A 13,023-nucleotide genomic window follows, 5' to 3' on the forward strand; every position below is an offset into this window, starting at 1 on the left:
ATTTGTCATTAGTCATTAGTCATTAGTCATTAGTCATTTTTCATTAGTTTTTCTCAGTGTTCCCTTATCTCCATTTCTTATTCAACCCTTAACACCGCTACCCGTTTCTGTGGGTACAATGTAACGTTGTAAAAATAAAAATAGTAATAATACTGGAGCGATCGCAATTACTGAGCCAGCAGCTACTAACCGCCAGTCAAGAGAAAATGTCCCTGCTAGCTTTGCGACTCCCAAAGGAAGAGTATATAAATTTTCGTCTTGGATGACAATTAAAGGCCACAAAAAGTCACTCCAAGCACCAATGAATACGAAAATAGCTAAAGTTACTAATGCTGGGCGAACTGCTGGTAACATCACATGCCACCACAAACCTAACTCCGAACTGCCATCCATTCGGGCGGCTTCTTCTATCTCTTTGGGGACACTCATGAAAGCTTGGCGCAACAGAAAAATGCCAAAGGCAGAAGCTAAACTCGGAAAAATCATCCCTAAATAACTATTTCTCAAACCCAACTGGACTGTCAAAATATAGAGGGGAATCATAACGATTTGGAAAGGAATCATAATCGTCGAGACAATCGCCACAAAAATCCAGTCTCGCCCCACAAATGACAATCTTGCCAAGGGATAGGCAGCTAAAGCGCAAAACAGTAGATTTAAGCCAACCGTTAGCACTGATACCAAAGTGCTGTTATACAGGTATTGCCCAAAAGGTAGAGAGTTCCACACACTAAAGAAATTATCTAGTGTCGGTGACGCTGGCAATAGCTGTGGCGGCGACTGTAAGATATTTTCCGTTGGCGATTTTAAGGCTGTGCTAATTAGCCACAGTAAAGGAAAGAGCATCACCAGTGCGATCGCTCCCAATAGCGCATACATTAACAGATTTTGCGATCGTGATTTTTTCCAGTTCAGCATTTGATTAATAATTTTCTGAGTCTTGTAAATATTTCTTACAATTTTGTTGATAACCCTACAACTTGCTTTATTTATTTTTTACTTGCTCAAATATTTGGTGGATGTTCACCCATTTTCACCCACATTTTCCGCACACGAGTCAATTGCAGACGATTCATTTTTCAACTAGAAATTGTTGCTTTCCCAATGATTGTAAGCCCTACAATTTCTGTAGTATCTTCACTCCAAGTAAAATGGTCTGTCCACAATTGCTGTTGCGGATTAAATAATTTAACCTCATTCTGAGTGTTAGGGTCAATTGCTGTTTGACGAGTTGCTTTATAACGATTACAACAAGGGTAAGCCAAGCAAAGATTTTCAAACACAGTTTTTCCGCCAGATTATAAGGGAATGATATGCTCAAATTCAAAAGTAGTGACTGTTAAAGCTTCAGCAGTGCAACAGTAAGCACACAAATTAGCAAAATGGCTGCGAATTTTATTTTTTAATTCAACAAGAATATAAGCACTCACGCTACTTTCTGTTTATTTTGAAAAAAGTGTAATGTATATCTAGCTCTAGTTTTAATAATATTTAATTGGTCAACTTGAGCCAATAATCTGTCTAAAATCTCAGTTTCTTCATCTGACAAATGATTTTCAGAATTCTTAACTAGCAACTCTTGTAATTGTATCTGGGATTTGGTAAATAAAGAGCTATCCGCAAAGCTTGCAATTCATCTAGGCTTAAACCAATCAATAATTCGGAATCTATAGATATATTAGCTAGCTGTTGGTAAGTTTCTAAATCTAACAGTACTCCAACTTTATTTCCCTGTGCGTTAGTGACATATTGAACTGAATCAGACATGGCTTTACTTGATAATTTGATTATTTTTATCGTAACTTATTATCAAAAATGTGGTTAAAGCGATTCAAGATACCGGACTTCTTTAACAAGTTCGGTATCTAAATCCATATAGATAGATGTAGAGACGTAAAACTTTACGTCTCTACAAGAGTTTTTGTTGCAAAACTTATAACTTTGATACATCAAATCAGCAATACCAAAAGTCGTATCTAATCAAGTAGGCTTATAGCCTATCATCCTACAATTTTAAGCCAATTCACAGTGGTTAATCTTCAACCGCTACATAAGGTTGTGGTTCCAGCAAACGTTGGGCAATTTGTTCTCGTCGATACTTTGCAAGTTCGCTGTAAAGCCTCTTGCGAGAGAGATTCACACTTCCAACAGGCTCATGCTCTAGCAGTGTATGCCAAGGGGAAAACAACATCCCCTCATCCAAGCGTTTGCGTTCTTCAAAATCAAATTTCTGACTAAAAATGCGAACAGTTGCAACTTTAACAAACGGTGAATCTGCTTCTTGCCATTCTTTAACATGGTCTTCAATGGGCGTTTTTTCATCATCTACATAAAACTGAATAAAGAAGTCAAAAGATACTTCTTTACCTTCTTCAGTCAAATATTTGACTATTGCTTCCCGGAGGTAATTTTCTGATTCGGGAAGTTTTTCGGGTGATTGTTCAGGCTGTTGAGATTTGACAGATAATTTGACAATGCGATTCCCAAACTTAAATGGAGCCATACTCCAATATTGAATTAAGAGCGGATTTCCTACTTTCTGTCCGCCAATCTTTTGCAAGATTGCAAAGGCATAACCAAGTTCCTGGATGCGCTCTGGGCTAAGTTGTCCACTACCTGCTCTCGAAAGATCGGCGTAATCACGAACATCTTTGGTCAAGAAAATAGGATAATTGTTGAGTATAAAATCTTGAGTTTTTTCTTCATCATCCAGCACTTTTTGCCCGTCTACATTCATCACCTTGATGGCGATACCGCGAACATCCGGCTGGCTATCGGAGTGGAATTTACCACGCTTTTCAGGAGAACCACCACTAGAGAAACGAATCCACGCAGGATAGGTTTGGGGCTTTTTGAACAAACCTACTCTCAAGTCTTCAGGAAGATTGGGTTCAATAATAAACTCTCCTCCAAGGAGTCCATGACTTTTGCTATGAATTTGGCGGAGGTCTGGGCCTGTTTTTTGTTGAGCTTGGAGGCTAGTTGCTATTATCTCGTCGATTATTGCTTCCTGCTCAGTGGTAGATGACGTTGGATTAGTCATAAAACATTTGATAATATGTCCTCATTATCCTGAACCCTTAGTCTTTCCGAGTCAATCCGGTTTCCGTAGAAACAGCTTGTAGTGGTTTATCCCAGGATTCAATAGGTATTTGGGACAAATAGGCGAAATCAAAGACAATTCCGATAGTCGGTTTTGTCTGCCACTGCGGTAAACTGAGCAAGCGATCATAATATCCGCCACCATAGCCCAGGCGATATCCTTGATAGTCGCAAGCTACACTGGGGACGAGAATTAAATCTACTTCGGCAGCATCTAAGATTGGAGCGTCAGAGTGCGGTTCAATAATGCCATAAGCGCCACTTTGAATAGAATCTTTAGGTGTCCAAATATGCCAACACAAGGATTTATCAACGCAGCGAGGAAATCCCCAACGGTATTTGGTGTTTGCAAATAGTGGACTGAGGTCAGGTTCTTGGCGAAAGCTAAAATACGCAAGTATTGTTTTTGCTTGAGTAAATAAAATAGAGTTTTGTAAATGAAAGCATACGCGATCGCTTTTTTCTCTCCATTCTCCAACAGACATTGATTGGCGTGTTTTGAGTAGAGTGCGGCGTAGTTTTGCTTTATTTAGTTGATGATTAACTTTGTCCATGAAAATTTATAGCCTCAAACAAATAAGCTGGGCATCGCCCAGCTTATAACACCCTACATTCACTAATACATTGTTATGCGGCGTGTTGGCGATACCACTCAATGGTATTCTTTAACCCTTCCTGAAAGCCCACCTGAGCAGTGAAATCAAAGGCTTGCTTTGCCCGTTCAGTATCCAAACAACGACGGGGTTGACCATTAGGCTTGTCAGTTTGCCAAACAATTTCACCCTTAAACTCCATCAATTCACAGATTAGAGTTATTAAATCAAGAATGGAGATTTCATAACCCGTTCCCAAGTTAACTGGTTCCGATTCGTTATAGAATTGAGTCCCCATAACAATCCCCCGCGCTGCATCTTCTGAATACAGAAACTCGCGGGTAGGACTGCCATCACCCCAAACTGGGAGTTGCTTTTCTCCTTGAATTTGGGCTTCGTGAACTTTGCGAATTAACGCTGGAATAACGTGGGAACTTCCGGGGTCAAAGTTATCTTCTGGGCCATATAAATTCACTGGCAGTAGGTAAATTCCATTAAAACCGTACTGCTGGCGGTAAGATTGCAATTGGACTAAAAGCGCTTTTTTCGCAATTCCGTAGGGGGCGTTGGTTTCTTCTGGGTAGCCATTCCAAAGATCGTCTTCTTTAAATGGCACTGGGGTAAATTTAGGATAGGCGCAGATAGTGCCAACACAAACAAATTTTTCTACTCCAGCTTGATAGGCAGCGTGAATTAGGTGCGTACCCATGATCAAGTTATCGTAGAACAACTCTGCGGGTTTTTCGCGGTTTAGACCGATGCCACCCACATGAGCTGCTAAGTGGATAATGATGTCTTGCTGGTCAACTGCCCGTTGGCTATTTTCCCAGACACGTAGATCACAATCGCGCGATCGCACTATTGTAATCTTCTCACGATCAGCCCCTGCTTTACACAGTTGATCTATCACCTGACGACCTAGAAACCCCGACCCACCAGTGACGAGAATTCGTTGATTTTTTAGTTCTAAGGCGGTCATATTTTTATCCTCTGTGGTGCAAATCAGAAGTGCAAAGCGCCGAGTTCTTGACGAACAGTGGCAATATCCAATGGAAATTGCGAACCTTTTCCATTGGGTGAAGTGTGACCCAATGCTTGTAAGTCTGCTTCTACCATTAAGGAAACTAATTCTTCAAAGGTTACTGATGTTTTCCAGCCCAAATTCTGGCGTGCTTTCGTAGCATCGCCAATCAACAAATCTACCTCAGATGGACGGAGGTAACGCTCATCAAACTCTACATAATCTTGCCAATTGAGATTTACGTAACTAAATGCTAGTTCCAAAAATTCTCGCACTGAATGGGTTTCACCAGTAGCAATTACATAATCGTCTGGCTTGTCTTGCTGTAACATCAACCACATTGCTTTCACGTAATCCTTCGCGTAGCCCCAATCTCGCTTAGAGTCTAGATTACCCATGTAAATCTTTTTCTGCTTACCAGCAACTATACCAGCAACTGCTCTAGTAATTTTGCGGGTTACAAAGGTTTCACCACGTCTTGGTGATTCGTGGTTAAAAAGTATACCGTTGCAAGCAAACAAATCGTAAGACTCACGATAATTTACAGTTTGCCAGTGGGCGTAAACTTTTGCACAGGCGTAAGGACTGCGGGGATAAAAGGGCGTTGTCTCACTTTGGGGTATTGCTTGTACTAAACCATACATTTCGGAAGAACCCGCCTGGTAAAATCGCACCTGAATTCCAGTCCGGTGTTGGTAGTCTCGAATTGCTTCCAACAGACGCAGCGTCCCCATTCCTACAGCATCCACTGTATATTCTGGTGAATCAAAGCTTACTCTTACATGGGATTGAGCGCCGAGGTTGTAAATTTCTACTGGTTTGACTTCTTCTAAAATACGTCGCAACGTCGTACCATCTGTCAAGTCACCATAGTGAAGAAACAACCGCACTCCCTGTTTGTGAGGGTCTTCGTAAATGTGATCGATGCGGTCTGTGTTGAAGGTAGAAGTCCGGCGAATGATGCCATGAACCTCATAACCTTGTTCCAGTAAAAACTCACTTAGATATGAACCATCTTGACCAGTGATACCAGTAATCAACGCTCGCTTCTGTTGCGTCATGCTCAATTATCCCTTATGTGTATTAAAAAGTTACAGCTAATCTGATACAACCTAGCAGTTAATCGCTAAATTGCCTAACGGGAAACCTACGAGTTCTTGTTGTTATGAGACTTTTTCCCGTAAATAAATATACTTAATAAAAATAATTTAACACTTAAGTTAAACCTTAGATAGACCAAGGTTTTTTAAGTATGTATATTTTTCTTTTACCAGATATATCAAGATTCTTTTTGTGTACGTTATTTTTTTGTCAAAATTTCATATATGTCTGGTTTTGTGAAGACTGAATAAAATAGGTATTTGAAATTAGAATTTTAGGGGCATTAACTGCCCCACAGAATCGCCCCTAAATATTGACTCAGTATGCCCCGTTATTTTTGGGTAGAATAACTACATCAACAGTTTTCAAGATGATCCATAAATCAAGCCAGAAATTTCTAAATTTGACATAATGCAGGTCTATTTGGACTCGCCGAGGATAGGGAATGTCATTACGCCCAGATACCTGCCACAAACCAGTAATTCCTGGACGGATTGTTAAAATCTCATCAATGTGACAACCGTATTTTGGTAGTTCTTCTGCTACTAAGGGCCGAGGGCCGACTACACTCATGTCCCCTTTTAAAACATTCCAGAACTGGGGAAATTCGTCTAAGCTAGTAATTCGCAAAAATTGACCAATTTTGGTAATCCGGGGGTCTTGTTTCAGCTTAAAACTGCTTTCAAATTCTTGTCGCAACTCGGGCGATGTTTCCATCATCTGCATGAGTATTTCGTCCGCATTGCTTACCATTGTTCGGAATTTAATACAATTAAACGCTTTGTAATTTTTTCCTACCCGTTCCTGGATATAAAATATTGGGCCTTCTGAGCTGAAGGCAATCAGCAAGGCCAAAATTAAGTAGACGGGGAAGAACAAAATCAATACCGACAGCGAAAACACTATATCGAACAGTCGTTTGGCAAACTCTCCGTTTAAACCCTGAAAAGATAAACTTTTGGGTTTAACTTTTGGCGTCTTCGTTTTTTGACCGCGTTTTAAGAAAGTACGCGTAGACGCTCTAGTGTCTTGCCGTACGCCTCGCTTGCCGGAGAGGAGTGAGCTCTGGGCAGTCATCATACTCCTTAATAATCCACACCACACATAGTCCCAATATTAAAGCCAAAATGATGTGCTTCTGGAGGGAAATTGCCAAAAGCCTAAAAAAATAAGACATTAACCAAGACCATCATTCCGAAAACGGTCTTTTTCGTTGCACTTGTTTACAAAATTTAGATAACGATCTGCAAAGATTTGCGGTGAGAACTGCGCGGCGTGCGATCGCATATACTCGGAACTGAACGAACCCTCATACACTTCAAACTTTTCTACTGCCTCCACTAAAGCCGCCTCTGTTTGCGTCTTGAAGAATATACCTGTCCCTGTATCTACACAAGAGCGGATATCTCGCACTGTTTCGAGAGCCCCTCCTGCACCGTAGGCAATTACTGGTGTACCACAGGCTTGTGCTTCCACTAGGGCAATCCCAAAATCTTCACAAGCTGCATACACAAAGGCCTTAGCCCTAGACATATATTTTTTTACCACATTATCGGGTTGCCATCCCAGTATTTGGATATTAGAGTTTGCCATCTCGCGAATCTTATTCATTTCATCTCCTGTACCAATGACTACTAATGGTCGTTTTAGTTGATTAAAAGCCTTGACAATCAACGATATTTGCTTGTAACTCACTAAGCGGGAAACTGTCAGGTAGAAGTCGTCTTTCTCAGACAGAAATGGAAATTCCGCGATATTCACTGGTGGATAAATGACTGTTGCTTCTCGCCGATAGCAACGCCAAATCCGCCGAGCCGTATGTTGCGAGTTAGCAATGAAGTAATCAACGCGATTGGCACTCAATACATCCCACTGGCGCAAACGATGTAATAAATATCGCGTCACCCACCCAGGTAAGCCACTACCCAGTTTGCTGTAGCGAAGATAATCAAAGGTCAAGTCCCAGGCATAGCGCATAGGGCTGTGACAGTAGCAAATATGCATCTGTTCGGGAGTGGTAAGGATTCCTTTGGCAACAGCGTGAGATGAAGACAGAATTACGTCATAATGCCGCAAATCAAGTTGTTCAATTGCCAAAGGCCACAAAGGCAAGTATTTTTGTATACCGTTGCGAGCAGATGGAAAGTTCTGGAGAAACGTCTTGCCAATTTGACGTTTATATAAATAACTTTCTCTATTGCTGGATTCAAAATCGATCAGAGCATACAAATCAGCATCAATGTGATTCAAAATTTCTCGGACAACGAGTTCGGAACCACCGGTGGCTTTAGGTGTCAGCCACTCATGAACCAGAGCATATTTCAAGGGCACAGCTAACTTGAATAAATGGAAGATACAAAGGCTAACTTGATGACGTTAACTGAAAAGTTTCCCCTTGTGATTAATTAATGGGAAGCGCCCCAGATTAGCACATAAGACGCAATTTTTCCGTTAGAGGTTCCAGATGGATGATAACCTCAGATTGGGTATGGGGCATTGGGCATTGGGCATTGGGCATTGGGCATTATTATTCCTCTGCTCCTTCATCTCTCCCACTTGCTTCCTCACTCCCTACTCCTGTAACGACAACTGATATGCAAAAGGTGAATTTATGCGAATTCTAATTATGGGTGGTACTCGGTTCATTGGTGTCTATTTGACTCAATTACTAGTGGAACAAGGACATGAGGTGGTGCTGTTCAATCGGGGAAATCGGCCAGCACCTTCTTTACAGGGAGTAGGACAAATTATAGGCGATCGCACTGACCCTACCCAATTAAAAGCAAAGTTATCACAAGAAAGCTTTGATGTCATTTTTGACAATAATGGGCGAGAACTTACTGATACTCAACCACTTGCAGAGATTTTTCAAGGTCGAGTGCAACATTTTGTGTATATGAGTTCTGCCGGAGTGTATCTCAAATCCGATCAACTACCCCATGTCGAAGGAGATTTAGTAGATCCCAAAAGTCGCCATAAGGGTAAGCATGAAACAGAAGCTTATTTAACTCAATTGGGATTGCCCTTTACTTCCATTCGTCCTACTTATATTTACGGGCCTCGTAATTATAATGAGTTAGAAGGGTGGTTTTTTGACAGAATTGTGCGCGATCGCCCGATTCCCATCCCCGGAAATGGTTTGCATATCACCCAGCTAGGTCATGTAAAAGACTTGGCACAAGCAATGACTCAGGTTTTAGGCAATAAACAAGCCGTAGGACAGATTTATAATATCTCTGGCGATCGCTTTGTCACTTTTGATGGTTTAGCCCGTGCTAGTGCTGTGGCGGCTGGCAAATCACCCGATGCTGTAAAAATCGTCCATTACGACCCGAAAAAGTTTGATTTCGGCAAACGCAAAGCTTTTCCGATGCGTGTGCAGCATTTCTTTGCTTCAGTGAATAAAGCGCAAACAGAATTAAACTGGCAGCCTGAATATGATTTGATTTATGGGTTGCAAGACTCTTTGGAAAATGATTATTTGGCTAATGCAAAAGATAAAGCCGAAGTAGACTTTTCTGTAGATGACGAGATTTTACAAGCTGTTTAGAAACAAGATTCCCGCTTTTTTATCGAAGTCGGGAATCTCAAACTTAGCCAAAAGGAAGAATTTTTTCTTTTACCTGGGGAAGACGCAATTCATCGCGTCTTCAGTTTTTACTTGAATTTGAATAAAATTTTTTCCTGTTGCCTATTGGTAAGGGAGACATTTTTTAACGCATTGTTTCAATGCCACTGAAATTAGGTTATGTAAATGGTGTTATTGATTGATAAAATGGACGAGTTGCAATATCCACTCCACAATGTTCTAGAAGCCCGAGCCCGTTTGGGTGAAGGCCCCATCTGGGATTCTACTGGGAAACTACTATACTGGGTTGATATCTACAATCATCGAGTGCATCAATTCAATCCTACTACGGGGGAAAACGGCTTTTTTGATGTGGGAGACGTGGTAGGTGCGATCGCAACAGCAGATGCAGATAGATTGATTATGTTGCTGCGTCATCACTTGGCATTCCTCAACACTCAGACAGGTGTAGTTACCCCCATTTTGGAAATTGAAGCAAATCTACCAGATAACCGTCTCAATGATGGTAAATGTGACCCTCAAGGACGTTTCTGGTTTGGTTCAATGTGTTCTGTAGAAAAACCTCAAGCTAGCCTTTATCGCTATGACACTGATGGTTCATTGCATTTAATGGAAACGGGATTGACTATTTCTAATGGTTTGGGATGGAGTCCCGATCAAAAGACATTTTACTTAACAGATTCTCCTCAGCAAAAAATATATGCTTACGATTTTGATTCAGTAACCGGAACCATTACTAATCGTCGGATTTTTGTTGATTTAACTCATGAATCTTTCTATCCAGATGGGTTGACAATAGACCGTGAAGGACATATCTGGTCAGCTATGTGGGATGGATGGTGTGTGATTCGTTTCAATCCCAAGGGTGAAGAGATATTGAGGATAAAGCTACCTGTGCAATTGCCAACTAGCTGTACTTTTGGCGGAGATAATTTGCAAACCCTTTACATTACCACTGCTTCAGTTGGACTAAGCCAAGCAGAGATCGAAAAAAGTTTCTACTCTGGTGATTTGTTTGCTCTCCAAACTGATGTTACTGGATTACCTACTTATGATTTTTATAAAAAATAGCAAATATACCCGGTGATTAGAAATCGCCAGAGCATTTTGAGGTATTCTCTATTTATTCTTTCCACAGCGCCACTTGCTGCTTGAGTTCTCTCATATCTAAATAATCGCTAGCAAAAGCTTTTCGTAAAAGTGGATGAGGAATAAATTGATCGTATTTTTGAATTTCCGGTGCTTCTGAAGTACTGAGTAAATCTTCTGAGCTAATTCTTTGTTCACACAATGAAGCAATTTCGGGATAAAGATATTTAAATTTATCTTTGCCTAATTTGATAATGAAATAATAAGGATTTAATCCGCCGATACTTGTAATTTCCAATGATTCTCGACAGTAGGAATTTAGTAATCTTTCTAAAATGCGATAAGCAACCGTACCCATCCAGGGGAAAATGCAGCATTTACCTTTTTCTAATTGCACGATATTTTGTTTATCTAATCCAACCTGCTGCACTAATTGACGAACTTGACATAAACGTTGTAAAGCATTTTTTTGCAAATAGCTATACTCAATATTTTCAAACAAAACCTGTTGCATTCGTTGCAAAACTTTGGTATGAATAGTGCCACTACTACCACGCCAATAAATACTAGCTTTACCCTCAGCTTGCTTAACAAAAATAGCTTTCTTTTTAAAGTCAACTTCTACAACTTCCCAACTTCTGCCAGCTAAAGCAAATTGATTTCCAACAGCAGGCGGTGTGACGATACTGCCAATTTGTGTTGCACCTTGCTTAACAATATATTCTTGTTGTTCAGCAAAGACAGCATAAAACTGAAATTTTCTTACAATCTTTTCTCCTATTAAACCCAGGATTAATTTACCTTGCTCAGTATGCTGAATATGACCAATATCAATCAAATAGCGAAGCAATAATTGGAAATCTTCTTTGGAAATAGCAGCAAAGGGCGGTAGACTAAAAATTTGTTTAGCTAAAGCATTAGGTGAAAGTTCTCCTGTTGCTGTTAAGATACTCATGGTCTGATGATAAAGCAAACTCAAAGGATATTTAATCGGTCTGATTGGTTCAATCCATTGTTCCTCTAAATAAAGTTGAATGATAGCGATAGACTGTAACAACTGCCAGGGTATTTGCTCTGGTAGAGAAGCTTCTAATAATGGTTTATCTTCAGCACAGATAAAGCGCATATCGGCAGCTTCACCTCTCCTGCCACTACGTCCTAAACGCTGTAAAAAGCTAGCTACGGACAAGGGTGATTCTAACTGAATAACTCGATCTAAATGACCAATATCTATACCTAATTCTAAAGTTAGAGTGGCGGCGGTAACTGCTGGATTGTTGGGTTCACGCATCGCATTCTCGGCGGCTTGCCGTAAGCTAGCAGATATACTCCCATGATGCACATGATATATATCTGGTAGTCCTTGTTCTGTGGCAATTTGTCGCAATGATGCAATAACAGATTCAGTCCGTGTGCGATTATTAGCAAATATCAGACATTTGCGAGATTTGCTGAGGTTGAAAATATATTGTTCATAATCTGTTGCCTCGGATTCATCTACTTCATCAGTAATATAAAAATGTTCTAAAGCTAGTTTTATTTGGCGTTTGATCCCATCAGTTTGAGGTGTAATCACTGGCTTATCTGTTCCTGAACGTAACCAATCTTCAGCTAGTGAGTAATCACCAAGAGTTGCCGACAAACCAATACGGCGCGGTTGTTTTTGCGTCAATTTTGTTAAACGTTGTAATTGGCAAATAATTTGACAACCACGTTCCGAACCCATAAAAGCGTGAATTTCATCAATGATGACAAATCTTAAGTCACCAAATAAACGAAGGAGGTCATTATTTTTGTTGATTAACAAGCTTTCTAGAGATTCTGGTGTGATTTGGAGAATACCTTGAGGATTCTTTAAAAGTTTGTTTTTTCGACTTTGAGAAACATCACCGTGCCAGTGCCAAACTGGAATATCTGCTTCTTTGAGTAAGTCGTTGAGGCGCTCAAACTGATCGTTAATTAAAGCTTTGATTGGACTAATATATAATGCGCCGACGGTGGTAGTAGGGTTGGTATGTAATAACGTCAAAATTGGTAGAAAGGCTGCTTCTGTTTTACCCGCAGCAGTTGCAGCAGTAACTAGCAAGTGAGCATCAGTGTCAAATATAACCTGACAAGCGGCAATTTGAACTGGTCGTAACTCAGTCCACTGATGATGATAAATATATTCTTGGATGAAGGGTGAAAGTCGGCTAAAAGGATCACTCATTTTTCTATGAATAATTGGATTAAAGAATCGGTCACGTATCTGTAAGATATGATGGGCAATTAAATAAATCTCTTATTTATATATAGGACTATAGGAATCATATTTGATTTCTGAAAAGGACTGCGAGATAATACGGGTAAAAATATCTGTCTAATAACGAACAATGATAACCCAGCGTCTAGAAATGGCGATCGCAGAATTACAAGAATTTATAGATAGCCGTCCAGATGCTCGTGAAGTCAGAAAAGCTTTGGCAGTGAAACTGGTTTATCAAGGCTATAAGTATGAAGAAATCCAAACAATCTTAGATGTCTCCCTT

General features: G+C 40.3%; 12 protein-coding genes and 1 pseudogene. 3 read left to right on the top strand and 10 right to left on the bottom strand.

All coding sequences use genetic code 11. The features are described from left to right. Positions 1-81: 81 nt before the first annotated feature. The 9 genes from IQ274_RS02450 to IQ274_RS02490 form a co-directional block, all read right to left on the bottom strand. Complete coding sequence (locus IQ274_RS02450) at positions 82-918, bottom strand: carbohydrate ABC transporter permease (protein WP_163928901.1); 837 nt, start codon at positions 916-918, stop codon at positions 82-84. 161 nt (positions 919-1,079) lie between these two features. Next, positions 1,080-1,283, bottom strand: a complete 204-nt coding sequence (locus tag IQ274_RS36260; RefSeq protein WP_228057981.1) for a hypothetical protein — start codon at positions 1,281-1,283, stop codon at positions 1,080-1,082. A gap of 286 nt (positions 1,284-1,569) precedes the next feature. After that, positions 1,570-1,767, bottom strand: coding sequence for a hypothetical protein (locus IQ274_RS36265; RefSeq protein WP_228057982.1), 198 nt, complete (start codon positions 1,765-1,767; stop codon positions 1,570-1,572). A 265-nt stretch (positions 1,768-2,032) separates the two neighbouring features. Continuing rightward, positions 2,033-3,043, bottom strand: a complete 1,011-nt coding sequence (locus IQ274_RS02465; protein WP_163928900.1) for a catalase family protein — start codon at positions 3,041-3,043, stop codon at positions 2,033-2,035. A gap of 37 nt (positions 3,044-3,080) precedes the next feature. Continuing rightward, positions 3,081-3,656, bottom strand: a complete 576-nt coding sequence (locus IQ274_RS02470) for a 5-formyltetrahydrofolate cyclo-ligase (RefSeq protein ID WP_163928899.1) — start codon at positions 3,654-3,656, stop codon at positions 3,081-3,083. A 73-nt stretch (positions 3,657-3,729) separates the two neighbouring features. Then, positions 3,730-4,674, bottom strand: coding sequence for a GDP-L-fucose synthase family protein (locus IQ274_RS02475; protein WP_163928898.1), 945 nt, complete (start codon positions 4,672-4,674; stop codon positions 3,730-3,732). Between the two features lie 23 nt (positions 4,675-4,697). After that, a complete protein-coding gene (gene gmd / locus IQ274_RS02480; RefSeq protein WP_163928897.1) occupies positions 4,698-5,777 on the bottom strand; it encodes a GDP-mannose 4,6-dehydratase in 1,080 nt (359 codons plus the stop codon). Positions 5,778-6,135: 358 nt separating this feature from the next. Then, positions 6,136-6,894, bottom strand: a complete 759-nt coding sequence (locus IQ274_RS02485) for a sugar transferase (protein ID WP_193867266.1) — start codon at positions 6,892-6,894, stop codon at positions 6,136-6,138. 99 nt (positions 6,895-6,993) lie between these two features. After that, a complete protein-coding gene (locus tag IQ274_RS02490) occupies positions 6,994-8,148 on the bottom strand; it encodes a glycosyltransferase (RefSeq protein WP_163928896.1) in 1,155 nt (384 codons plus the stop codon). Positions 8,149-8,428: 280 nt separating this feature from the next. On the opposite strand from IQ274_RS02490, the gene IQ274_RS02495 reads away from it, so the two are divergent. Both IQ274_RS02495 and IQ274_RS02500 read left to right on the top strand, forming a co-directional pair. Then, positions 8,429-9,367: an NAD-dependent epimerase/dehydratase family protein gene (locus IQ274_RS02495; protein WP_193867246.1), complete on the top strand. Its 939-nt coding sequence runs from the start codon at positions 8,429-8,431 to the stop codon at positions 9,365-9,367. A gap of 204 nt (positions 9,368-9,571) precedes the next feature. After that, positions 9,572-10,477: an SMP-30/gluconolactonase/LRE family protein gene (locus tag IQ274_RS02500; RefSeq protein WP_228057983.1), complete on the top strand. Its 906-nt coding sequence runs from the start codon at positions 9,572-9,574 to the stop codon at positions 10,475-10,477. Between the two features lie 52 nt (positions 10,478-10,529). Here the strand turns inward: IQ274_RS02500 and IQ274_RS02505 are convergent, their stop codons facing one another. Continuing rightward, a complete protein-coding gene (locus IQ274_RS02505) occupies positions 10,530-12,704 on the bottom strand; it encodes a DEAD/DEAH box helicase (protein WP_193867247.1) in 2,175 nt (724 codons plus the stop codon). 187 nt (positions 12,705-12,891) lie between these two features. Between IQ274_RS02505 and IQ274_RS02510 the strand changes: the two are divergent. Continuing rightward, positions 12,892-13,023, top strand: a pseudogene (locus tag IQ274_RS02510) (helix-turn-helix domain-containing protein); the annotation flags it as partial.

The organism is Nostoc sp. LEGE 12447 (assembly GCF_015206985.1).
Classification (GTDB): Bacteria; Cyanobacteriota; Cyanobacteriia; order Cyanobacteriales; family Nostocaceae; genus Nostoc.